The following is a 25,191-nucleotide window of genomic DNA, read 5'->3' on the forward strand; positions in this document are numbered from 1 at the left end:
TTATTGAATTTTATTAAACCTGTAACCTTGTAACCTGTAACGTTGCGCTGCAACTAAATATGGATTACTTCGTCGTAAGCGGCAGCAGCAGCCTCCATCACGGCCTCGCTCATTGTCGGGTGCGGGTGAACCGTTTTGATGATGTCATGAGCGGTAGCTTTTACCTTGCGGGCAAGTACCATTTCAGCAATCATTTCGGTCACGTTCATTCCTACCATGTGAGCCCCCAGCAAGGTATTGTCGGCAGCGTTGAAGATTAATTTGATGAATCCTTCGTTTGCCCCGGCTGCACTCGCTTTGCCTGATGCAGTGAACGGGAATTTACCGATCTTGATTTCATAACCGGCTTCAAGCGCTTTTGTCTCGTTCAGGCCGACAGATGCAACTTCCGGTGTCGTGTAGGTACATCCGGGGATGTTGGAATAGTCGATCGGTTCCGTGTGTACTCCCGCGATGTGTTCCACGCAGCAGATAGCCTCGGCAGATGCCACGTGAGCCAATGCCGGGCCGTGAACGATGTCACCGATAGCGTAAACGCCTTCCACGTTCGTGCGGTAGTAGTCGTCTACTTTTACACGACCTCTTTCCATTTCAATATTCAATTCTTCCAGACCGATGTTTTCCACGTTCGGGGCAATACCCACGGCAGACAACACGATTTCAGCCTCGTGTACTTCGATCTCGCCTTTCTTGTTTTTGATGTTCACTTTCAACAAACCTTCTCCGCTTTCAACGCTTTCCACGGAAGATTTCACCATCACGTTGATTCCGGCTTTCTTGAAAGAACGACCTACTTGTTTGGATACTTCCTCGTCTTCAAGCGGCAGGATGGTCGGCATGAATTCAACCAACAATACTTTGGTACCCATGGCATTGTAGAAATATGCCAATTCGGAACCGATTGCCCCGGAGCCTACCACGATCATGGATTCCGGTTTGTGATCAAGAGTTAAGGCCTGACGGTAACCGATAATCCGTTTTCCATCCTGGGGGATATTCGGCAACTGGCGGGAACGGGCGCCCGTGGCTAGAACGATATGTTGGGCCTCGAAAATGGTCTTTTCTCCGGCAGCGTTTGTCACCTCTACGGTTTTCTCTGCGGTCAGTTTTCCATGACCTTCGATCACGGTGATGTTATTCTTCTTGAACAAGTACTGGATTCCTTTGCTCATCTTATCGGCAACTCCCCGGCTACGGGCGATGATGGCATCGAAATCGGGTGCGGCATTCTCGATCTTTACCCCGTAATCTGCAGCGTGATGGGCGTATTCCAACACTTGTGCGGATTTAAGCAGGGATTTCGTGGGAATACATCCCCAGTTCAGGCAAATACCTCCCAGTTCGGCACGTTCTACAACGGCCACGGTCATTCCTAATTGAGACGCACGAATGGCAGCTACGTATCCTCCGGGACCACTACCAATCACGATTAAGTCGTATTTCATTTCTTATATTTTTAATAATGTGAATAATTTTAGTGTTGAATCATCGGGACACAAAATTAGGGGAATTGTTTAGAATAGAAAATAAAATCACTCCAAAAGTCGATTCTTGCGCAAATGTCTGTGTGTTATATATTTTATTTCAATGGTTTATATGGTCATTGGGGCAAGAGTTGATGTTAAAATTTTGGTTTTATAAGTTGAAATAGTATCTTTACACGCTTAAAATTTTATTAGTGTTGAAAATATTTGGTATATGGAGTATTTCGTAGCGTGAATTCATGTCTCCGGTTGTAGATCAAAGGAATACTTCATGTCACTTGGAACATAAAATTGGATATTAATATGAAAGGACTAAAAATTGTTGTTCTTGCTAAGCAGGTTCCCGATACGAGAAACGTGGGGAAAGATGCGATGAAAGCAGACGGAACTGTAAACAGGGCAGCTTTACCTGCCATCTTCAATCCTGAGGATTTAAATGCTTTAGAGCAAGCTTTAAGATTAAAAGATACAATTGAAGGGACAACCGTTCATGTACTGACGATGGGACCCGGCCGTGCTGCCGAGATCATCCGTGAGGCTATGTACCGGGGTGCAGATGGAGGTTATTTATTGTCTGATCGTGCTTTTGCCGGTTCGGATACGTTGGCAACTTCTTACGCTTTATCTTGCGCGTTACGCAATTTGGAATATGATCTGATCATTTGCGGTCGTCAGGCTATTGACGGGGATACCGCTCAGGTAGGTCCGCAGGTGGCTGAGAAGTTGGCTTTACCGCAGGTTACCTATGCTGAAGAAATTCAAGGTTGTGACGGGAAAATCGTGACGATCAAACGTCGTTTGGAAAGAGGTATTGAAGTGGCTACTTGCCCGATGCCTTGCGTGGTGACCGTGAACGGTTCTGCCGCTCCTTGTCGTCCGAGAAACGCACGTTTCGTGATGAAATACAAGAACGCGAAGGGTACTCAAGAGGCACAGGATGCCAACGAGGATTATTTTGCGTTGGTGAACGAACGCCCGTATTTGAAATTGACCGAATGGAGCGTGAACGATATTCAGAGTAATCCGGAAGATCTCGGTTTGAGCGGATCTCCGACCAAGGTGAAGAATATCGAGAGTGTGGTGTTCCAGGCGAAAGAGGCTAAAGTACTTTCCGGCACGGATGCCGAATTGGATGCCATGATGAAAGAGTTGATAACTAACCATACAATCGGGTAATTTTAGATTTTAAATTGTAAGTTTTAAATTGAAAACTTCTGAAACGAGGCAATTGGAATTTACAAAATCTAAAATCTAAAATCTAAAATTTTAAATGATATGAACAGTGTATTTGTATATTGCGAAATAGAAGAGGGTACGGTTGCTGACGTGAGTCTCGAATTATTGACCAAAGGACGTGCCCTTGCAACAAAACTTGGCGTGAAGCTGGAAGCTATCGCTTTGGGCGAAGGACTGAAAGATGTTGAAAAACAAGTATTCCCTTATGGGGTGGACGTACTTTGGGTAGGTGACGATGCTCGCTTGGCTCCTTACACGACGTTACCTCACACGAAAATGTTGGTACGTTTGTTTGACGCTGAGAAACCGCAAGTGGCTTTGATGGGAGCAACCAGTGTGGGACGTGATTTAGGTCCTCGTGTGTCCTCTGCATTACATAGCGGTTTGACGGCTGACTGTACGAGTCTTGAAATCGGTGAATATACCGATGCCAAGAGTGGAAAAAAATACGAGAATTTGTTATACCAAATTCGTCCGGCATTCGGAGGAAATATCGTAGCCACGATCGTGAACCCGGAATGTCGTCCGCAGATGGCTACGGTTCGCGAGGGTGTGATGAAGAAAGAAATTTTCAATCTTCAACATCAGGGGGAAGTAAAGAAGTTGAACGTGGACGAGTATTTGGATGATACCGACTTGGTGGTAAAGGTGATCGAGCGCCACATGGAGAAATCCAAAGTGAACATTAAAGCTGCACCGATCATTGTTGCCGGAGGATACGGTGTCGGTTCTAAAGAGAACTTTAACTTATTATATGAATTGGCCTCTGTTTTAGGTGGGGAAGTAGGTGCTTCTCGTGCCGCTGTTGATGCCGGGTTCTGCGAACACGAACGTCAGATCGGACAGACAGGAACAACGGTTCGTCCTAAATTATATATTGCTTGCGGTATCTCCGGACAAATCCAGCATACTGCCGGAATGGAAGAGTCTTCTATGGTAATTGCTATTAACACGGATGCAAACGCTCCGATTAATAAATTTGCCGATTACGTGATCACGGGTGACTTGAACGTGGTTATCCCAAAAATGATCCAGTATTATAAGAAGAACAGCAAATAATATTGAGTGATTAAGAGATTGACGATTGAGTGATTTTTTAATCACAGAATCGCAGATCATTAAATCACAGAATCACTAAATCTAAAATTAAAAAAGGTATGGCAAATTTCTATACAGATAACGAGGATTTAAAGTTCCACTTGGGACATCCCTTGATGCAGAAGATTGTTGCTTTGAAAGAGCGCAATTTCGAGGATGCAGGGAAATGCGAGATCGCACCGCGTGATTTCGAGGATGCAATGGATAATTATGATAGAGTGTTGGAGATCGTGGGAGACATTTGTGGTAACGTGCTGGCTGAAAATGCAGAGGGCGTGGATCACGAGGGACCGGAAGTGATTGACGGTCGCGTAAAATATGCTGCCGGGACTCAACAGAATCATGATATGCTGGCTCAGGCCGGATTGTACGGTATGTCATTACCGCGTGAGTATGACGGGTTGAACTTCCCGATGGTACCTTACGTGATGGCAGCAGAGTTAGTTTCCCGTGGTGATGGCGGTTTCGCTAACATTTGGGGATTACAGGATTGTGCTGAAACGATTCACGAGTTCGCCAACGAGGAACAAAAACGTCAGTACTTACCCCGTGCCGCTAAGGGCGATACTTACGCCATGGACTTGACCGAGCCGGATGCAGGATCGGATTTGCAGTCTGTACAGTTAAAAGCTACCTATTGCGAGAAAGATGGCAAATGGTATCTGAATGGTGTGAAACGTTTCATCACGAATGGTGACGCTCACATTTCATTGGTACTTGCCCGTTCAGAAGAGGGTACGCATGACGGACGTGGTTTGTCCATGTTTATCTATGACAAGGCTAACGGCGGAATGACCGTTCGTCGTATCGAGAATAAATTGGGAATCAAAGGTTCTCCGACTTGTGAGTTGGTGTTCAAGGATGCTCCGGCTGAATTAGTGGGAGAGCGTAAACTTGGATTGATCAAGTACGTGATGTCTTTGATGAACGGAGCCCGTTTGGGTGTTGGTGCTCAATCTGTGGGTATTGCAGAGGCCGCTTACCGCGAAGGTTTGAAATATGCTCAAGAAAGACGTCAGTTCGGTAAAGCAATTATCGAATTCCCGGCTGTATACGAGATGTTGACCAACATGGAGGCTAAATTACAAGCCGCACGTTCTGTGCTTTACGAGACGAGCCGTTTTGTAGATATGTACAAGGCTTACACGCACATTGCTAACGAGCGGACCTTGAACAAAGAAGAGCGTGAGGAGATGAAGAAATACCAGAAGTTGGCTGATATCTTCACCCCGTTATTGAAATTGTTCTCCAGCGAGTATGCGAACGAGATTGCTTACGACGCTTTGCAGATACACGGAGGTTCCGGGTTCATGAAGGATTACCCGATTGAGCGTTTGGTTCGTGATGCACGTATCACGAATATCTATGAGGGAACTTCTCAGTTGCAGGTCGTAGCAGCCATTCGTGGTGTGACCACGGGACAATTCTTGAAACAAATCCGTGAGGAATACGAGCAAGCTTCTATCCGTCCGGAACAAGAATATGTTCGTGAGATATTGAAAGGTATGACCGGGGCATTCGAGGCTGCCGTGACGAAAGTAACGGCTGTTGGAGAAACTGAATACGTGGATTTCCATGCACGTCGTTTGGTTGAAATGGCAGGATATATCATTTTGGGTTACCTGTTATTATTAGACTCTCAACGTTGCGATCGTTTTGCTAAATCTGCCGAGATTTTCGTGAAATACGGTCAGTCAAAAGTTGCCGGATATGCAGCATTTATCAATGACTTCGAATTGAAGGATTTGGGAATGTATAAAAAATAATATGATCGAAACATGATCATGAGAAAGGGAGGCTTTTAAAACCTCCCTTTTTTATTTCGCTTTTTTTATTTCAATCGGTTTATAATTTGCTCTTTCCAAGCGATCTGTCGTGGCAGCACAACTGATGCCTCGTTCCTTCATGGCTTTATTTTTCCCGATATGGGTGTCCGGGAATTTCTTTTTCTTACCGAAAAAAGTGGATATTCCCAGTCCTAAGAAAGCCAAGCCGATAATTACGGCTATAATAATAAAGTAGGTTCCTATCATAATGGTTTATTTTATATATACAAATATACCAATATTACTTCGCTTTCCCAAGGAAACGAGCGGGATTCTCGATGGCAATACTTTAAAGATAACCAATGAACTGTAATTTTAATAATAAGGGAATTCGTGCTTCGAAATGCGAAAAAAGGAGGGGAAATGCGTTTTTATATGATGTTTTGTGATGTTTTTTATATGTAAAAACGAGAATCGTTAAAAAAAAAGATTAAAAAAGGCTATTTATTACTTTGTTTTTTCTACATTTGAGGTGCAAAGTCAAATAAAATTGAGAAACAATGGAAGGATACGAACAAAACGACGGAATGGATACGAATGATAGAGATGAAATCTATTCCAATGCAGTGAAAGCAGGGAAAAGAACTTATTTTTTTGATGTGAAGGCGACCCGTAATAATGATTATTATTTGACGATCACCGAGAGCAAGAAAAAATTTGATAATAACGGTAATCCAAGCTACGAGAAACATAAAGTGTTCTTGTATAAAGAAGACTTTGACAAGTTTGTCGAGGGCTTAGAAGAGGCTATTGGCGTGGTAAAAGCTGCAATCAATGGCGAACTTCCGGAAAAGAATACTGACCTGTAAATAGTACTGTAATAAAATATTGAAGCGGGATGCACGATAAGTGGGTCCCGCTTTTTGCATGAACTCCCTTTTATGTTTTTTCTCCACTGAAATTTTGAGTATCTTTGTGTGGACAGAAAGAAGAGAAACATGGAGAATAAGCCGTTGGCAGAGCGAATGAGACCGAAGTCTTTAGAAGACTATATCGGGCAGCAACATCTGGTAGGACCAGGCAAGGTGCTACGGAAGATGATTGATTCGGGAGTTGTGTCTTCCTTTATTTTATGGGGGCCTCCGGGGGTGGGGAAAACGACGTTGGCGATGATTATCGCAGAACAGTTGAAACGTCCGTTTTACGTGTTGAGTGCCGTGAGTTCAGGGGTAAAGGATGTGCGTGAAGTGATTCAGAAAGCCGAGGGACAGCGATTTTTTAATACGCCGAATCCCATCCTGTTTATTGATGAAATCCATCGTTTCTCGAAGGCTCAGCAAGATTCTTTGCTGGCAGCCGTCGAGAAAGGTACCGTGACTCTTATTGGGGCCACGACCGAAAATCCTTCTTTCGAGGTGATTTCCCCGCTTTTATCGCGTTGCCAGGTGTATGTACTAAAGTCTCAAGAGAAAAAGGATCTCGAAGACTTAATTGACCGTGCCGTGGCCAAGGATTATTACTTGAGCAAACGTAATATCACGGTGAAGGAGAAAGAGGCCATGATCTCTTATAGTGGCGGTGATGCCCGGAAATTGTTGAATATCTTGGAGCTGGTGGTAAACGGATTGGGAGAGGGGGATATTGTCATTGATAACGAGGCGGTACATCGGGAGCTGCATGAGAACCCGTTGATGTATGATAAGGACGGGGAACAGCATTATGATATCGTTTCTGCCATGATCAAATCCATCCGGGGGGGAGACCCGAATGCGGCGGTTTATTGGATGGCTCGTATGTTGCAAGGGGGAGAGGATCCGAAGTTTATAGCTCGTCGTTTGATTATTTCTGCGGCGGAGGATATTGGATTGGCTAACCCGAATGCAATTTTGATCGCGAATACTTGCTTTGAGGTCGTACATAAAATCGGTATGCCGGAAGCTCGGATTCCTTTGTCGGAATGTGTGATTTATTTGGCGACTTCTCCGAAGAGTAATTCCGCTTACCTGGCTATTGATGCGGCCATTGCAACCGTGAAACAGACCGGAAATTCTCCGGTACCGTTACATTTGCGCAATGCCCCGACCAAGTTGATGAAAGATTTGAATTACGGGCAGGATTACAAGTACCCGCATGATTATCCGGGAAATTTCGTGGAACAACCATACTTGCCGGAAGAATTGAAAGACAAGAAGTTCTACCAACCCCAACAGAATGCACAGGAAGTGAAGATTCTGGAGCGTTTGAAGGCTTGGTGGAGAAAATATAGATAATGTGGAGAGATTTAAAATCTAAAATTGTTATGGTATATAATGAATTGATTAATCAAGAGATGTTTTTTTTGTTGGCCGGACCTTGCGTGATCGAGGGGGAGGAGATGGCTTTAAATATCGCAGAACACGTGAAGAAGGTGACGGATCGCTTGGGTATCCCGTACGTGTTCAAGGGATCGTTTAAGAAAGCCAACCGTTCGCGTTTGGATTCTTTCACGGGAATCGGGGACGAGAAGGCATTGAAGATATTAGCTAAGGTGAGAGCTGAATTTGGTATTCCGGTGGTGACGGATATTCACACGGAACAGGATGCGGAAATGGCTGCTGCGTACGTGGATGTGTTACAGATCCCGGCTTTCTTATGTCGCCAGACCGATTTGCTGGTGGCTGCTGCAAAAACAGGAAAGATCGTGAATATCAAGAAAGGTCAGTTCCTTTCTCCCGAGTCCATGAAATTTGCAGTGGATAAGGTAAGAGAATCCGGAGATAACCAAGTTATGGTTACCGAGCGGGGAACGACGTTCGGGTATCAAGATCTGATCGTGGATTACCGTGGTATCAGTATCATGCAACAGGCTTGCCAATGTCCGGTGGTTGTGGATGTGACACATTCTTTGCAACAACCGAATCAAGCTTCAGGGGTAACCGGGGGACAGCCTGCATTAATAGAAACAATAGCCAAGGCTGGAATTGCCGTGGGTGCCGATGGTATTTTTATTGAAACTCATGCAGATCCTCGTTGTGCGAAATCGGATGGAGCAAATATGTTACGTCTAGACTTGATTGAAGGATTGTTAGAAAGACTAGTTCGCATTAGAGAAGCGATAAGATAGTTTATAAAGTTATAAGGTTCATAAAGTTTATAGATAATTTTCACTTTATAAACTTTATGAACCTTACAGATGATTATTATTCAGTGGGTTAAATGTCCTGTACTTGTCCTGTAATCCACGTTTTGTTTCTTTCCCGTATTACATTCGTAACTCCCGTTTCAACCATACGGCCATTACGGGATCGGGAATAATCACTTGACGTTTTTCTATTTCTATAAGTTCTTTCTTTACCAAGGCTCGTTTTACGATGCTAACATTGGCCGACGAGCCGAGTTGGTACTTATGCAAAATCTCTTGTGTGGTAAACTCACTATGAACTCCATCTATGATTGCTCGTAAAAAATTCATTTGATAAGTTGTAAGACTCTCGGTTTGCTTTTCGAATAGCGGTGTATTTTGGTCGATAATATCTTGATATGCTGTCTCTAAATCTTGTTCCGTGGCTATTTTGTCCGTATGAATCCATACTAACCATGCTAACTGCTGCACGTATGAAGAATGATTATCTACTATTTGGCAGATTTTTTCGGCTAACTTTTCTGAAATTCGTTTGCCTGTAGCTTCGAAACGCCTACATATATAGTCTATCCAATCCCGTGTCTCGATTTTTGACAAATAGATAGCATCCCCGAATTTATAGAAAGGGAGACTCTTTTTTTCGAAGAGTTCATTCATCAAATGCTTCTTGCTACCGAATAGACAATACGATACCGACTTTTGTAATTGCCAAATCGAGCGTAATCGCTTCTGGAAGGTTTTAGAATCTTTGAACTCGGCAATCTGCTGGAATTCGTCGATACAAACGACGATATTGTAACCTTTTTTTTGGGCTATTTTTTCAGGGAGCTGCAAGATTTCATCGATATTGTTGCTCTTGGGATTTATTTCAAGCGATATGGAAAAATCCGTCATAGGATCGGTCCCCATCGAAATTTTAGGACTGATACGGGAAAGGAACAATTTAGCGTGGTCGAGCCATTCATCCAATTTTGAAGATGTCTGTTTGAGAATAGCGGAAGCGAATGCGTCATAAAAATCTCGATCGCTGCGACAAGAAAAAATGTCGAGATAGACGATTTTTAATTTATCTGATTGTGCCAAACTGCACGCTTTCTGTACTAAAGAGGTCTTCCCCCAGCGGCGAGGTGAGATTAGCACCGTATTTACACCATGCTGAAAATTTAATACCAAGCGTAACGTTTCTTTCTCTCGGTCCGTGAAATTGTCGCCTGATGTTGCAACTCCAAATATAAAAGGCTTATTCTCCATGATTCTTCGAGTATGATTCAAATGTAAAGATAAGTAATATTTTTATTACTAACAATGTTGTTACTAATAAAAGTATTACTTATATTGTGCCTTTTAACTCTTATTCTTCCACGTATATCTCTAGAACTTGCGTTATGTCATCCGGGTATAGCGTGAGATTTTTAAAGCATGCGGGTATAAGAACGGTTTCCCCCTTGTTGACCAATACCGGTTCGCATTCCCCGGTTGTGATGGTGAATTTCCCTTGCAGGCACATGTAGATTACAAATGAATCAAGGTGAACGTACTCTTTCTCTATGTCCCGGTCAAATACGAGTAAATTTGTGGTAAAATAGGGACATTTCACGAGTTTTGCGGATTGATTATCCTGTGGGGTATAGTTTACCCGGTGTTGTGGTTGATAGCTGTAATCGATCACATCTGTGGCTAAATCCGTGTGTAGTTCACGTGTGTTCCCGTTGGCATCTTTCCGGTTGTAGTCGTAAATTCGGTATGTAATGTCGGAAGTCTGTTGAATTTCTGCGATCAGGCATCCTTTCCCAATAGCGTGTACCAATCCGGCAGGAATAAAGAAACTTTCCCCTTTCTTTACTTTTTGGACATTCAATAAATCCATGAGTTTGTTCTGGTGTAATGCCTGAAGATAGGTCGCCTTGTCAATTTCATGGTTGAATCCCAACACGAGGGAGGCATCCTTTTCCGCATCAACGATATACCACATTTCGGTTTTACCGTAGGCATTATGACGTTCTTTTGCCGTCTCGTCATCCGGGTGTACCTGGATGGATAGATCGTCGTTCGCATCAATATATTTAATTAACAGAGGAAATTCAATGCCGAATTTCTCGTAGATATGATCCCCGACGAGGTCTCCCATGTACACTTCGATTAATTCTTGCAAGTCGTTGTCAGCAAGGATTCCGTTTGAAACCACCGAGATATTGTCCTCCACGGCTGATATTTCCCAACTTTCACCAATGGATTCTTCGTGTTCTTCACTTTTATAAGCTAGTCTTTCACCTCCCCATATCTTTTTTTTGAGAATTGGATGGAATTTTAACGGGTATAACATGATTTATTATTTTGTTAGGCATAATTATTGTACTAAGAACAAAGATAGGAATTTTGTGAATGGGGGATTATAATTTATGGATTAATTTTGCGAATAGAATTACGGTTAATGATATAAAAACGGAGTGAAATGAAGAAATTAGGAATGTTAAGTCTCATCGTGGGGAGCTTATGGTTGGGTAGTTGTAGTGACGATGATAAAGATTTTATGTTAGATGTCAATCGAATGACAGGTGTTGATTGGTATTACAATAGAACTACGAGTAAAAATTATTCGTCATTCTCGGATGAAAACGTGCTGGAAATAAATCGTTTTGATAAAAGCGGGGAAATAAAGGGCATTGATTTGCGAGGTGTGATTGATTCTGTGGCAGGAACGTGGCGGGATGAAGGGGAGAATATACTTGCCGTGGATTGGAAGAATGGGAATGCCGAGACGTGGACCGTGGAAAATTGTACGTCCAAGAAGTTAGTGGTGAATAATGGATGGGGAGAACGTGAGTATATCACGAAGCCATCTTACCTTGAAAACTTGACAGGCGACGCTTTCTGGGTAAATAAGTTTGTAGATGATGTGAGTAAACCCCAACTTGGTTTCCGGATTTCAAATGACCGAAGTATGCGTGCGGGGTATGTGCTTGCTTTGTTATCGGATGATGAGTCGGTAAAACTGAAAAATTATAATAATGTTTGGAAAGGAGAGGCGGATATTAGCGGGGTAGAAGATCGGAGAATACGTTTTTCCTGTCGTATTGGCTCTGATTACGTGAAATTTGATGAATTTATTACGGCAGATAATTTTCCATCCATGCGATTAACAGATATTGATTTTACTTCATCAATAAAAGCAGGGTATCCTAACCAGCTGGAGATTGAATGGAATAAATTTGAAGGTGAAAACGTGTATTATAAAATAGAGGTGTATTCAAAGGATAATGAAGCCGATGTGTATTTTGAGAGTGGATTATTCTCTTATGATAATGGTAAATATACCCTTAACGAGAGTACTATCGGGAAAATTAATAAATTGAATAAAATTGATTCAAAGAAAGAGTATACACTTCGTTTGACTGCGGTTATGTTGGAGCCCGGTGTTGCCTCTAATAGTGTGATAGCAGAGAGTCGTATCCAAGCTGTCGTGTATGTTACGGATAAATGCTTGCTTGGCAGATAACAGGTTGGGATTATTCTATAAGGAAATTTTTAATTGCTTGAGCCAGTTTTTCCGGCTGTTCGCTATGAATCCAATGACCACATTGTGGGAGTTCGACGAGGCGGGCAGCCGGAAATTCTTTTTGCAGGCATTCCCTCCCTGTGATTAAGTTGGATTGTTCCCCCTTAATAAACAGAATTTCTTTGTCGTACGTGCTGTTAGGCAGTGAAGACGGGCAACCGCTAATCTCGTCGAAATGCTTGCTGATTACCCGGTGGTTGATTTTCCATTCGAAACCGGAGGCTGTCTTTTTGATGTTCTTTAAAAATAATTGTTGAGAGCGTTCCGTTCTGAAATGTTGTTGAATGGCTTCCTTGACTTCTTCTCGACTATGTAATTGGGAAAGGTCAAAATTCGCCATAAAATCAATAATCCGGTTATGACTTCCCCCGTCCCGTTGGGAATAGGATACGGGGGCAATATCCACGACCACGGCTCGATTCACAAGTTCTGGTCTTTTCAGTAATAAGGCCATCACGATCTTCCCTCCCATCGAGTGCCCCACGATATGGGGAGGTACGGGGAGTTTTAAGTCTTCAACGAGTTCAATAACATCATTACTCATTACCTCGTAATTCATGGCCTCGTCATGGGGGGATTGACCGTGATTACGGATATCAGGTAAAATGACTTGGAATTTATCTTCTAGTAAATGGGCAATGGGAAGCCAATTTTCAGATGCACCCCATAGACCGTGAAGTATAATTAGAGGAACCCCCTCCCCAATGGTACGAAAGAATAATTTCATATTGACTTGGTGTGATTTGTGATACAAATTTACAAATAGAGAAGGAATAATAAGATAGTACAGTGCAAAAAAAAGACCGCAATAAAGCGGTCTTTTTCATATTACATGAAGTAAAATTAGTCTTTCAATTTAGCTTTCAAGAACTCTCTGTTCAAACGAGCGATGTGTTCGATAGAGATGCTCTTCGGACATTCAGATTCACAGGCTCCCGTATTGGTACAGTTACCGAATCCGAGTTCGTCCATTTTAGCCACCATAGCTTTTGCACGGCGGGCAGCCTCGATCTTTCCTTGCGGAAGAAGTGCCAACTGAGAAACTTTAGCAGCCACGAAAAGCATTGCTGAAGAGTTCTTACAAGTAGCGGCACAAGCCCCACAACCGATACAAGCGGCAGCGTCCATAGCCTCGTCGGCAGCCGGTTTCGCGATTGGAATTGCATTTCCGTCAGGAACACCACCGGTATTTACTGAAACGTAACCACCAGCTTGAAGGATCTTCTCGTAAGCACCACGGTCCACGATCAAGTCTTTAATTACCGGGAAAGCCCCGCAACGCCACGGTTCGATGGTGATGGTTGCGCCATCCTCGAAACGACGCATATGTAATTGACAAGTGGTCACGTCATCATCCGGTCCGTGGGCACGTCCATCGATGAATAAACTACAGGTTCCACAGATCCCCTCGCGACAGTCGTGATCGAAAGCCACCGGTTCTTTGTTCTCGCTAACCAGTTGTTCATTCAGAATGTCAAGCATTTCAAGGAATGAGCTACCGGTTGAAATATCATGAATCTTGTAAGTTTCAAACCCACCTTTTGATTTTGCATCTTTTTGACGCCAGATCTTTAGGGTTAGTTCTTTTAATATTTTATCTGCCATAACGATTTTTCATTTAAGATTATTTATAAGAACGTTGAGCTACCTGAATGTTTTCAAATACAAGGGCCTCCTTGTGTAATTCAGGCTCTTTGTTGTCTCCCTTGTATTCCCAAACGGAAACATACTGGTAGTGTTCGTCATCACGTTTTGCCTCACCTTCTTCAGTAACTGATTCCAGACGGAAGTGACCTCCGCAAGATTCGTTACGATTCAAGGCATCCAATGCCATCAGGTGTGCGATGTCGATGAAGTCTGCCACACGACCGGCTTTTTCAAGCTCGTTGTTCATGGCGGTAAACTCTCCGGTTACGCGCAAATCCTTGTAAAATTCTTCTTTCAACTCGGCAATTAATTTGATTGCTTTTTTCAAGCCCTCAGCCTCGCGAGCCATTCCGATGTAATCCCACATGATGTGTCCCAACATTTTGTGGAAGTGATCCGGTGATTTCGTACCCTTGATGTCATACAATCTACGCAAGTGGTCGGTAACGTTCTTTTCAGCAGCGTCGAACTCCGGCGTGTTTGTTTTGATTTTCGGGGTTTGAATATCGTGTGCGAGATAATCTCCAATCGTGTACGGCAGAACGAAATATCCGTCAGCCAAACCTTGCATCAAGGCTGATGCCCCCAAACGGTTGGCACCGTGGTCAGAGAAGTTACATTCTCCGATAGCGTACAATCCCGGGATGGTAGTCATCAAGTTGTAGTCAACCCAAAGACCTCCCATAGAGTAGTGGATTGCGGGGTAAATCATCATCGGGTTGTTGTACGGGTCAACAGCCGTGATCTTTTCGTACATCTGGAACAAGTTTCCGTAACGTTCTTCAATCACGTGTCTTCCCAAACGGTCGATAGCGTATTTGAAATCCAAGAATACGGCTTTACCGGTGTTGTTTACTCCGAATCCGGCGTCGCATCTTTCTTTAGCAGCGCGGGATGCCACGTCACGCGGAACCAAGTTTCCGAATGCCGGGTAACGACGCTCCAAGTAGAAGTCACGGTCTTCGTCCGGAATATCGTTCGGGTGTAACGTACCTGCCTGTAATTTCTTGGCATCTTCCAATTTTTTCGGAACCCAAACACGTCCGTCATTACGTAATGACTCGGACATCAAAGTCAATTTACTTTGTTGGTCTCCGTGTACCGGGATACAAGTCGGGTGGATCTGTACGAAACAAGGATTTCCGAACATGGCACCGCGTTTGTAAGCTTGCCAAGCGGCACTACCGTTACATCCCATGGCGTTGGTTGACAAGAAGAACACGTTACCGTACCCTCCGGTGGCCAGTACCACGGCATGAGCCCCGAAACGTTCGATCTTTCCGGTAACTAGGTTACGGGCAATAACACCTCTTGCTTTTCCGTCCACGATAACGATGTCTAATACTTCGTGGCGGGTGTATGATTTGATTTTACCTTTTTCAATTTGACGGTTCATAGCTCCGTAGCATCCTAACAACAACTGTTGTCCGGTCTGACCGCGAGCATAGAACGTACGGCTTACCAATGCTCCACCGAAAGAACGGTTGTCCAAAAGACCGCCGTAATCACGAGCAAACGGTACACCTTGAGCGACACACTGGTCGATGATGGCGTTACTTACCTCTGCCAAACGATACACGTTAGCCTCACGAGCACGGTAGTCACCACCTTTAATAGTTTCATAAAATAGCCTGTATACAGAGTCATTATCGTTCGTGTAGTTCTTAGCAGCATTGATACCTCCTTGTGCAGCGATAGAGTGAGCGCGACGGGGAGAGTCTTGATAGCAGAATGTGGTTACATTGTATCCTAGTTCAGCAAGACTAGCAGCAGCCGATCCACCGGCAAGTCCGGTACCTACGATGATAACATCAAGTTTTCTTTTATTAGCAGGACTCACAACATTGATATGGGCTTTGTGATTCGACCATTTCTGGGCTAGCGGGCCTGCTGGTATTTTAGCGTTTAATTCTGTCATAACCTTAGTAATTTTAAATTTTAAGTTTTAAATTTTAAATTTAGATCGTTGATTCATGCAATTTAAAATCTACAATCTATAATTTAAAATGGTTAGTTTGCCAGTCCAAGCATGAAATAAAGCGGAATGATGCTAAAGCCTGCAGCAATGATGAAAGCGAAGATTTTAGCCAAACATTCCAGTCTTTTTCTCCAAATTTGGTTACAGAAACCGATAGATTGGAAAGCTGACCAGAAACCGTGGGTCAAGTGTAATCCTAAGAAAATACCTCCCAAAATGTAAAGGAAACAGTAGATGATACTTGATTTAAATAGTCCGGAAACCAAAGCATAGGTGTTTTCCATGGTAGTACCGTCCACGTTGATCTCGGTTAAGAGAGGATCTCCGGCAAACTTGATTTTCCACCAAAAGTTCCAAAGGTGAACAAACAAGAAGATCAAAACCAAACCACCCAAGATGTACATGTTTCTGGATGACCATGTACAATTTCCTGATTGTCTGCGAAGATCGTACTTGATAGGACGTGCGCCCCTGTTTTGAAGAGTCAGGATAGAAGCCAAGATGATATGGATAATAAATCCTATGGCAAGAATCGGTTCTACGATTTTAATGATAGGATTCGTAGCCATGAAATGGGCCCCGATGTTAAATAACTCTCCACTATTATCTACAATCAAAAGTAGATTTAGTGCTAAGTGGACGCACAAAAACGCAATAAGAAAAAGGCCTGATAAACTCAGTATGACCTTTTTCCCGATCGACGATGTTAAGAAATTACTCATAATTAGGTCTATTTATTGATAACTATTTAAATTCTTTATCCGGCACAAAAGTATCTATTTTTCCGTCATTTTAAACGGGTTTATCTATTTTAAAATCATTCTAAATATACAGAATTTTTTCCGTAATGAAATGAGTTATTAAGGTTTATAAAGTTTATAAGGTTCATAAAGTATTTACAGCGTTTTACCCCTTGTACACGATGATTTACAATAAATGTGCCAAGGAGTCTTTTGGTTATGCGAATACTTGAAATATTACTTTATAAACTCTATTTCAAGATTGCTTTATAAATGACCTCTTGAATTTTTGTACGGATATTATCCTTGATAAGTTTGTCGTTGAATTCGTTGGGGTAAATCCGGTTGGATAGAAAAATATAGATTAATTGGTTGTCCGGATCGTTCCACGCAATGGTTCCCGTGAATCCCGTGTGTCCGTAGCTGGTACAAGGGGCTTCCTTGCAGGTCGGGCCTGATTTATTGGGCAAGGTTTCCGGTTTGTCGAATCCGAGACCCCGTCTGTTTTGGTCGAGAGGTAATTGTGTTTGAGTGAAAAGGTCGATTGTCGTAGAATCGATGAGACGTTCACCCCCGTATGTCCCGCGATTTAGGTAGACGCTCATGATTTTGGCTAGGTCTTCCGCTGTGGAAAACAAACCGGCATTACCGGACACTCCGCCCATGAGTGCTGCTATTGGGTCATGCACGTACCCGTGTAATTGGGATTTTCTGAAAATATCATCTTTATTGGCGGGAACCACTTTTTTCATGTCGAGATTAAAATGGGCGTTGAAGTCCGTGTTATAGGCTCCCAGTCTTTTAAAGAAATGTTTCCGGCAATAAACATCAAAAGGTGTGGCGGACTGTTCTTCCACGATGTCTTTTAATAGTACGAATCCAAGGTCGCTGTACGTGTATTTTTTCTGGGGTAGCAGTTTGGAGTTTAAAATCAAGTCGTGAATGGAGTCTTGGAAATGCTTGTGAATATAGAAATGCGGGGAAACGACCAAATAGCCTTCGCCCCCCGTGAAATTAAACGTGCTGTCCCGGTACGTGAATTTGGGATTCAGGTAAAGTCGATCCCGGAGTTTACGGGTATTGGTTTTCGTGTATTTTGTCGTGAACAACCGACCTTGCATTTTATCCCAGTCAATGGCGTGCTGGAAGAAAGAAAAAGATGCTCTTAATCCGGCTGAATGTAACAACAATTCCTTGACGGTAATATCTTGCTTGTCAGTTTCCCGAAGAGAGTATGAGTACCGGACAATCGGGGAGTCGAGTGTTATATATTGCTGGTCATAAAGCATCATGACAGCCGGAAGAGTAGCCGCTATTTTCGTGATGGAAGCGATGTCGTATATGTTGTCGGTCGTGTTTTTCTTTTTTCTATCATAAGTGTTGAAACCAAAGGCTTTGTTATAGATAATATAACCGTCTTTTGCTACGAGAACCTGACAGCCGGGAGTTGCTTTTACTTTTATGGCGGCTTGGCATATACTGTCAATTTTAAGTAGGGTCTGTGAATTCATGCCGCAACTTTCTGGCTGGTAATATCCTAACCGCAGTTTCGGGGTGGATAACCCGGTACCGGCGGGATAATAGTGGTTGATACTTACGGGTAATTTCCCGTTCACGTTGATTCCCCCGAAGATGGCTTGGGCGGCAAACTGTTGTGCGGGAGTGTCATGTGAATAACTCACGATAATGGCATCCATGGGAAGGTAGCTGTACAGGTCTATTCCGTAAGGTGTGGCCGGATGGCAGAACACGATGTGTTTTCCTTTCAGTTGCTTGATAATATTGACAAGTTCCATGGTTGCCCCGAATTGCCGGGATGCCGTGTTACGGGCGGCACTGTTATACAGGATAACACAATTGTATTCCGATAGATTTTTAATCAGTTTCTCCACTTTTTCTTTTGAGGCGCCGGGAGATAGAGAAAAGTGAGTACAAGGAGCGTATTTCTCTAGTGTACTCTCGAAAACGGGGGCTTTCCGGTCACCAAAATTCAATGAGGCAACACGTAGCGTGTCTAAATGTGTCAACGGGAGCAGGAGGGCGTCATTTTTCACGAGCGTGATCGCTTTGGCGTATGTTTCTTGTAATAACGCTTTGGCTGATGGGGAACTCAATCGTTCGGTCAGTCGGGCGGTGTCCACGGGTGTAGCATACGGGAGTACGAATTCTGCTTTTGCTTTAAGGACTTTCCGGCATTTTTCGTTGATCATTTCTTCCGAGAGAACGCCTTTTCGGATGGCTGCTTTGATTTTCCTCACGGAAGCTTCCACGTTTTCCGGGAATAACAAAATATCGTTTCCTGCTGCTAAAGCCTCTACATCAGCCTCTCCGGGAGTTCTTCCTTTGGTGACACCTTTCATGTTCATGGCGTCCGTGAAACAAAGACCATTGAAGTGTAATTTCTCGCGTAGTAGATTCGTGATGATCTGTTTGGATAGAGAAGCCGGGATATTGGCCGTATCGTAGGAAGGTACGTTTAGGTGGGCAATCATGACTCCCGGTATCCCAGCCTCGAAAAGTTGGCGGAAGGGGTACAATTCAACCGTGTCAATACGTGCCGCGGAGTGGCGAATCAAGGGTAGTGCCAAGTGGGAATCGACGTCTGTGTCCCCGTGTCCCGGGAAGTGTTTGGCCACGGCCATCACGTGCTGGGATTGTAGACCTCGCATATATTGTAAGGTCCGGTTGCCAACCTCTTCTTTCTTTTCCCCGAATGACCGGATGCCTATAACCGGGTTTTTAGGGTTAACGTTTATATCGGCCACGGGGGCAAAGTTCACGTGGATACCCATTGTCCGGCATTGCTGTCCGATGGCTGCTCCCAGACGGTAAATCAAATTCGTGTCTTGAATGGCTCCCAACAAGGTTTGGTTGGGAAATTCCATGGCGGGTTTGATCCGCCAACCGACCCCGTTTTCTGCGTCCATACCGATCATGAGGGGAATTTTAGCGCTCTGTTGGTAGGTGTTTGTCATCAAAGCTTGGCTTAGTGGGCTACCTTGAAAGAAGATGATACCTCCGATATGATGCTTTTCAATGGTTGCTCCTAGGTGGTTCTCGTACACGCTGTCTTTGTTGCTATAGGCTGCAACCATGATCAGTTGTCCGATCTTTTCATCCAGGCTCATGGTATTTAGCGTCGAATCGGCCCACGAGGACTGAGCCTGACCGTGGAGAGAGGAAAGGAGCATACAAAATAGTCCGATTACGGGAAGGAGCTTGTGCATGGTATACAAGTTTTAGCGTTAGAGGTTGGTTAAATAAAAGTGCGGCAAACATGAATTGATTGCCGCACTTTTATAGGTGGATTGGAAATTATTTCAATAATTCAGCAATCTTTTGTTTTAATTCGTCACCTCTCAAGTTCTTGGCGATGATTTTATTATTTTCGTCCAATAATACTGTGTGAGGAATTCCGCTTACACTGTATAATTGTGCAGGAGCTGATTGCCAGCCTTTCAAATCAGAACCGTGTTTCCATACCAAACCGTCATCAGCGATAGCTTTTACCCAAGCCTCTTTGTTGTTATCCAAAGATACACCGAAGATTTCCAATCCTTTCGGGTGGTATTCTTTGTAGATTTCAACTACATGAGGATTTTCACCGCGGCAAGGACCACACCATGAAGCCCAGAAATCGATTAATTTCACTTTACCCTTGATGTCATACAAAGAGATTGATTCTCCTTCTGGGGTAGTAATCGTGAAGTTCGGAGCGATTTGGCCAATAGCTGTGCTTTCTAATTTAGCGATTTGAGCAGCAATAGCTTTACCTTGTGCGCTAGCTTTTGCTTTTTCACCCAGTAAGTTATATCTTTCTTTCAACTGCTCGTATTCCATTTGTCCCATGCTGGATACGATAACGAAAGTTGAAACATAAGAATCCGGATTAGCTTTGATTAATTCAGTTTCTTTAGCTTGAGCATCCGTCATTAATTTTGCGTATGCTTCTTGTACAGCCTGCATTTTAGCCTGATCTCCATTAGCTGCTTGATATTCTTGTTGCAATTTCATGGCCTCTTGTTGAGTTGTCGTGTTGATAGCCATGAATTGGTCATATATTTTTTGACCTTCGCTACCAGTAACAGTTAATCCTGCCTGTCCAGCATTGACTGTAATATTTGCATTTTCTAACATGAATGGAATAGCTCCTCTTTGACCGATAACCATGATATAAGCACCGGTAGGTTCACTTACGTTTCCGGTAAATTCAAATGAACCGTTCTTCACGTCAGCTTTTGCTAAAGTGTCAAGGCTACTGCCATTAACAGTTGCGATAATAGCCTTACCGTCCGGCATTCCTTCTACCGTTCCGGTAACTTTGTAACCACTTTGGGCATTACATGCTGCAAGGGTCATACTTGCTGCAACGATTGATAATAAAAGTTTTCTCATGTGTTTTAGTTTTCTAAATATGAAATATTGTGTCTTTAATGAATCTTAGCTTTCATGAACCAGATTTCTTTAAAGGCAATGTTTATTCTTAATTTTGCGTATTTCTCCAAAATTTGGTTATTTCGGTGAGTTCCGCGCATTCCTAAATCAACGGCAACTCCCAACATCAACTCTTGGCGAGCCAAGCGAAGAGGCATTTGAGTTCCGACGGTTACGCCATAAGTGTTTATGTCGGTATAATTGAATCTGAGTTGCGAGCGAGTGAAATAGGCTCCGGCCGTGTATTTATTTCTTTGCCACCAATAACGTCCGGTCTCGTTGGGTTGTAATGATCCTCCAATGGCTGCTTTATGGTAATCTTGGAATTCTTGATTCGTTCCGAATTCTTCGTAAGCTGACATTCTTTGGAATGTGTAATCTCCTGCAAATACCCATTTTTTATTGTATTGATAGGAAGCTCCAACAATCATTCTGAAAGGAAAAAATACCTCTCCATTGTCCCAGCTTTCGTCGTTAACATTTATGATGGCACCGCTTGTATTACTAATTTTATTGGCAACAAAAGTTCTATTTCCATGCAATGATGTTCCAAAATTAAAACTACCTCCAAGCGTTAGTTCTGATTTTTTGGTTAATGGTAAGGGGATTTGAAAGCCTAATGTAAACAAACTACTATTGATGCGAGTTAAGGTTTGTGATTTAAGATAGTATCCACTTGTGGCAGGTTGCATCACAAGAGTTAGACGGTCTTCAACTTTACCGAATACATAAGAGGCATTTACCCCCACGGATAATCGTCCCAATTGATAAGCCACTCCTAAATAAGCCTCGTTCAATCCACCCAATCCCTCTAATTGCTGTACATAAAACATGGTAGGATCCTCTATTAAAGGATAGGAATAGATCAAATCGAATCCCCGGTCTGATCTCTGTATTAAACCTAGCGAAACGAATGTTTTTTTGTATACCCGGAATGCCATGTTTAGCGAGGCATTTTGAGCCACTTTATAGTTTGAATGATCTTTATAAGTAGAAACATCGACGTACTCTCCTGTGACACCCATTTGGAAGTAGAACCTCATTGAATCTAATGCCGTGTAAGATGCCGGGTTTAAGAAGTTGATATTATAATTATCCCTCATGGCAGCAGAAACTCCCCCCATTCCAGTATAGGCTCCGTAGTTATCAGGTAATAATCCAACTCCGAATTTGGAATAAGGGGTACCCATATTGTTTTGTCCCCATGCTCCGAGGGTAAAAAGTAATATTGCAATGCTTGTAAATATTTTTTTCATACTCATTGTTATAAACGGCAATAATTTTTTTACTAATAGTTCGCATAATAAATTCGTAATACCGGGGTCTTGTCAACGATAAGCCTTTGGAACGTGAGGTTGTTTGCTCCCACGAATGTATTGATTTCATCGACACCGACTTGTACTGGGCTACCTGCTAAACCGATTAGTAAATTAAGTTCCGGATCTATACCTCCGGTCCCGTTACTTACCATACTGTTATAATAATCCGTGATGTCTATTCTATATTTTCGGTCCTCTTTGTAGTTTGGGTTTGTTTCGAGATACCCGAATACCGAATTACCGGATAAATCGGTTAATTTTCCGGAGATTCTGGAATATTTGTCTAAAGTGAATACCTGAATTGTTGTAGGCTCCGGGATGTCTTCAAAGTTGTCAATTTTGGGTTCCAAAACAATTTCTACCTTTAAGATTGTCCGGTAGGGATTCACATCCGATTTGAAGGGTAATTTCATCTTTAACATGTACCCGTTCTGACCTTGAATGACAGCTTTGTTTTCTTGGGTATATGGTAAAGGATTGTACCAAGAAACGTTACTAAACCGATCGGATGGTGTATGTTCGATGTTCGTGAATGCGTAATATCCTCCGCTAGAGTAAGCGGCCAAAGGCTGAAACGAGTATGTTCCGGTCTTTACATCCAGATGATAATGACATGTTAAAGACAAGCGTGAACCGTCAATTGGTAATAAAGCCATATTATCCTTGTCCGGAACGATCGTTAAACCGGCAAAATAACGCATGAAATCCAATGCATTACTCTGATCTAGAATTGAATCTTGTCTTCGGATGAGGCTGAAAAGTTCCCTTCCTAGGGCATCATCTAGCTTGAAATACGCTTCTTTATCTCTTTGTGTGAAAAATTGTTTTTCCAACCTGACGCTCAACGTGGCTAACGGGGTCTCCGGATCATATAGAGGCAGGGTTTCATTACTGTAAATACAGGGATCGTCGAAATCCGTAGGCGGAAAATTTTTCAGCCGATAGACTCGGTAGGTCTGTAAAGTTGCTGTATCTCCTGCCAAAATCTTTGTTTCGTCATATTTAAATGGAAAGGCAAGGGTCAAAGAATCGTAAACGTAATTGTCATCATAATTCGGAATCCCGGAATTCCCACTTCCGATAAGCTGGAAATAGGGAGTGGCAGTTGTAACTCCCGTGGTTTTATCAGTCATTTTCCCTAAAGTGAGCTGATTACTTTCCAACATTTTAGTTAATATATTAAGACTTGTAGGAAATGGATTCAAACGAACGGTGGATGTCTCAATGTCAAAAGTTTCTATATTCACGTAACCCTCGGCGGGAACCATCGTATCTCCAATCGTGTTTAGGTCATTGTTGCATGAATATAGAGCGAATAAAAGACCTGCCAGAAAAACTATTCTCATGTTATAATCTGTTTTGATTTAATCAAGATGCGAAGGTATAACTATTTTCTAAAATACGGAAGAACCTGCGGTCATTTTATCTGAATAAATTGTAAAAAAGAAAAACAATAGATATTTCGTCTTTTTTTTATTGGATTTGTTTTTAAAATGTGTAGTTTTGCCTACTGTTTTTGTAGCATGAAGAGAATTAGAACGAAATAAATAATTTAAATAACTAGGTAAATAGATAAGTATGAGAACATTAAATTTTTTGGTTCTGGCAGTATTAGGCTTAATCTTTGCTTCTTGTGATGACGACGATCATCTGGGGGATTGGGAAAAATCGGTAGAGTTTGGTGGCGCACCCCGAGAGGCAGCCGTATGTTTTACGGATCCAGCAACCGGAACTGTTTTTGTTAGTTTAGGATTAGGTGCTAAAGGTGCAGAATTTACAGATACGTATTATTTTAATGACGAGGATGAGGGTAGATTAAATTGGAAAAAGGTAACAGGAGATAATTCTGAATTTCCGGCACCAATGAATACAGGAAAAGGAGAAAACCTTGGTAATGGTCGTCATTCTGCCGTGGCTTTCGTGATTGGAGAATGGGCTTATGTAGGAACGGGTTATGTGCCTGCTTTTTCATTTGGCAATACTGGTGACAAAGAGAATATCCGTGATCGTAAATATTTTAATGATTTCTATCGGTTCAACGTAAAGACGAAGGCGTGGGATAAAACTTGGTCTTCTAAAATCGTTGTTAATAATGGCAATGGTACAACAGAGGTTGAAGGTCGTCGGGATGCTATAGCCTTCTCTGACGGGAAATACGGTTACGTGGGAACTGGTTACGGTGAGGATAATCGGGTATTTAAAGATTTTTATCGCTTTGATCCGAATGCAGGTGAATCCGGAACATGGGAAGAGATTCCTTTCCCGGGAGAATCTCGTTATGGCGGAACTGCTTTTGTTGTAAATAATGCTGCATATGTATGTTTGGGAGCCAAGAGCGTTGGTGCTACTTCTAATTATGCTACGGATGTTATAAAGTTTGACTTTGCTACGGGAGTATGGACAAAGATGGATAATTCCTTAACTGATAAACCGGGTGTAAAACAGGATAAGGATTATGACCGGATTCCGCGTGTGTACGCTGTTTCTTTTGTTTCAAATGCGGGAAATGACGGTGAGCCATACGGTTATATCGCAACGGGTCAGGGAAGAAATTCTAGAACGGTTTGGAAGTATAACCACAAAAAAGATCAATGGCATCAGATGGAAGATTTGTCTAGCATGGCAACTGCTTTGGTTATGGGTGTAGGATTTACTTACAAAGGTTATGGATATTATACTACTGGTGGTGGTAGTGCAGATGTTTATACCAGTTTAAACCCGGATACTTGGAGATTTATCCCGGATGTAAAAGAAACTCGTAGAAACGACTATTAATTTAGTTATTCTGAATATTTATAAGGCTATCAGTTTT

General features: G+C 42.7%; 20 protein-coding genes. 8 read left to right on the top strand and 12 right to left on the bottom strand.

All coding sequences use genetic code 11. The features are described from left to right. Positions 1 to 53: 53 nt before the first annotated feature. Complete coding sequence (gene lpdA, locus R8806_RS18720; protein ID WP_124316077.1) at positions 54 to 1,445, bottom strand: dihydrolipoyl dehydrogenase; 1,392 nt, start codon at positions 1,443 to 1,445, stop codon at positions 54 to 56. Between the two features lie 342 nt (positions 1,446 to 1,787). Here lpdA and R8806_RS18725 point away from each other — a divergent pair, with 342 nt between their 5' ends. The 3 genes from R8806_RS18725 (at position 1,788) to R8806_RS18735 (ending at position 5,584) form a co-directional block, all read left to right on the top strand. Continuing rightward, the gene (locus R8806_RS18725; protein WP_124316076.1) at positions 1,788 to 2,660 is read left to right on the top strand and encodes an electron transfer flavoprotein subunit beta/FixA family protein; all 873 of its coding nucleotides are present in this window, start codon (positions 1,788 to 1,790) and stop codon (positions 2,658 to 2,660) included. Positions 2,661 to 2,759: 99 nt separating this feature from the next. Further along, the gene (locus R8806_RS18730; protein WP_124316075.1) at positions 2,760 to 3,779 is read left to right on the top strand and encodes an electron transfer flavoprotein subunit alpha/FixB family protein; all 1,020 of its coding nucleotides are present in this window, start codon (positions 2,760 to 2,762) and stop codon (positions 3,777 to 3,779) included. Between the two features lie 98 nt (positions 3,780 to 3,877). Beyond that, positions 3,878 to 5,584 carry an Acyl-CoA dehydrogenase C-terminal domain-containing protein gene (locus tag R8806_RS18735; RefSeq protein ID WP_124316074.1) on the top strand — a complete coding sequence of 569 codons (1,707 nt, stop codon included), beginning with the start codon at positions 3,878 to 3,880 and terminating at the stop codon, positions 5,582 to 5,584. A 51-nt stretch (positions 5,585 to 5,635) separates the two neighbouring features. Here the strand turns inward: R8806_RS18735 and R8806_RS18740 are convergent, their stop codons facing one another. Continuing rightward, entirely contained in the window at positions 5,636 to 5,851 is a 216-nt protein-coding gene (locus tag R8806_RS18740; protein ID WP_124316073.1) for a hypothetical protein, read from the bottom strand. A 293-nt stretch (positions 5,852 to 6,144) separates the two neighbouring features. Here R8806_RS18740 and R8806_RS18745 point away from each other — a divergent pair, with 293 nt between their 5' ends. From R8806_RS18745 to kdsA, 3 genes are all read left to right on the top strand, one after another. Continuing rightward, positions 6,145 to 6,453, top strand: coding sequence for a DUF3276 family protein (locus R8806_RS18745; protein ID WP_027201254.1), 309 nt, complete (start codon positions 6,145 to 6,147; stop codon positions 6,451 to 6,453). Positions 6,454 to 6,582: 129 nt separating this feature from the next. Beyond that, a complete protein-coding gene (locus tag R8806_RS18750) occupies positions 6,583 to 7,854 on the top strand; it encodes a replication-associated recombination protein A (protein WP_118305819.1) in 1,272 nt (423 codons plus the stop codon). A gap of 29 nt (positions 7,855 to 7,883) precedes the next feature. After that, positions 7,884 to 8,687 carry a 3-deoxy-8-phosphooctulonate synthase gene (kdsA, locus tag R8806_RS18755; RefSeq protein WP_124316072.1) on the top strand — a complete coding sequence of 268 codons (804 nt, stop codon included), beginning with the start codon at positions 7,884 to 7,886 and terminating at the stop codon, positions 8,685 to 8,687. Between the two features lie 138 nt (positions 8,688 to 8,825). Here kdsA and R8806_RS18760 read toward each other — a convergent pair whose 3' ends face one another. Continuing rightward, positions 8,826 to 9,956, bottom strand: a complete 1,131-nt coding sequence (locus R8806_RS18760) for an AAA family ATPase (protein ID WP_124316071.1) — start codon at positions 9,954 to 9,956, stop codon at positions 8,826 to 8,828. Between the two features lie 100 nt (positions 9,957 to 10,056). Continuing rightward, entirely contained in the window at positions 10,057 to 11,028 is a 972-nt protein-coding gene (locus R8806_RS18765; protein WP_124317839.1) for a type I phosphomannose isomerase catalytic subunit, read from the bottom strand. A 129-nt stretch (positions 11,029 to 11,157) separates the two neighbouring features. Here R8806_RS18765 and R8806_RS18770 point away from each other — a divergent pair, with 129 nt between their 5' ends. After that, positions 11,158 to 12,201, top strand: a complete 1,044-nt coding sequence (locus tag R8806_RS18770) for a hypothetical protein (protein WP_124317838.1) — start codon at positions 11,158 to 11,160, stop codon at positions 12,199 to 12,201. A gap of 10 nt (positions 12,202 to 12,211) precedes the next feature. Here the strand turns inward: R8806_RS18770 and R8806_RS18775 are convergent, their stop codons facing one another. The 8 genes from R8806_RS18775 to R8806_RS18810 form a co-directional block, all read right to left on the bottom strand. Next, positions 12,212 to 12,988 (bottom strand): alpha/beta fold hydrolase, encoded by a 777-nt coding sequence (locus R8806_RS18775; protein WP_124317837.1) that lies wholly within the window; start codon positions 12,986 to 12,988, stop codon positions 12,212 to 12,214. 116 nt (positions 12,989 to 13,104) lie between these two features. Beyond that, entirely contained in the window at positions 13,105 to 13,866 is a 762-nt protein-coding gene (locus tag R8806_RS18780; RefSeq protein WP_027201261.1) for a succinate dehydrogenase/fumarate reductase iron-sulfur subunit, read from the bottom strand. Between the two features lie 19 nt (positions 13,867 to 13,885). Then, complete coding sequence (locus R8806_RS18785) at positions 13,886 to 15,826, bottom strand: fumarate reductase/succinate dehydrogenase flavoprotein subunit (protein ID WP_124317836.1); 1,941 nt, start codon at positions 15,824 to 15,826, stop codon at positions 13,886 to 13,888. Between the two features lie 92 nt (positions 15,827 to 15,918). After that, positions 15,919 to 16,608 (bottom strand): succinate dehydrogenase cytochrome b subunit, encoded by a 690-nt coding sequence (locus R8806_RS18790; protein WP_124317350.1) that lies wholly within the window; start codon positions 16,606 to 16,608, stop codon positions 15,919 to 15,921. Positions 16,609 to 16,877: 269 nt separating this feature from the next. After that, on the bottom strand, positions 16,878 to 19,853 hold the full coding sequence (locus R8806_RS18795; RefSeq protein WP_124317351.1) for a glycoside hydrolase family 3 N-terminal domain-containing protein: 2,976 nt from the start codon (positions 19,851 to 19,853) through the stop codon (positions 16,878 to 16,880). A gap of 88 nt (positions 19,854 to 19,941) precedes the next feature. Beyond that, positions 19,942 to 20,985, bottom strand: coding sequence for a TlpA disulfide reductase family protein (locus R8806_RS18800; protein WP_164719711.1), 1,044 nt, complete (start codon positions 20,983 to 20,985; stop codon positions 19,942 to 19,944). Positions 20,986 to 21,056: 71 nt separating this feature from the next. Beyond that, positions 21,057 to 22,316 carry a hypothetical protein gene (locus tag R8806_RS18805; RefSeq protein WP_124317353.1) on the bottom strand — a complete coding sequence of 420 codons (1,260 nt, stop codon included), beginning with the start codon at positions 22,314 to 22,316 and terminating at the stop codon, positions 21,057 to 21,059. Positions 22,317 to 22,348: 32 nt separating this feature from the next. Next, positions 22,349 to 23,725, bottom strand: a complete 1,377-nt coding sequence (locus R8806_RS18810; RefSeq protein ID WP_124317354.1) for a DUF4270 family protein — start codon at positions 23,723 to 23,725, stop codon at positions 22,349 to 22,351. A gap of 232 nt (positions 23,726 to 23,957) precedes the next feature. Between R8806_RS18810 and R8806_RS18815 the strand changes: the two genes are divergently transcribed. Continuing rightward, positions 23,958 to 25,154, top strand: a complete 1,197-nt coding sequence (locus tag R8806_RS18815; protein ID WP_124317355.1) for a Kelch repeat-containing protein — start codon at positions 23,958 to 23,960, stop codon at positions 25,152 to 25,154. Positions 25,155 to 25,191 lie beyond the last annotated feature (37 nt).

Source organism: Butyricimonas faecihominis (genome assembly GCF_033096445.1).
Lineage (GTDB): Bacteria > Bacteroidota > Bacteroidia > Bacteroidales > Marinifilaceae > Butyricimonas > Butyricimonas faecihominis.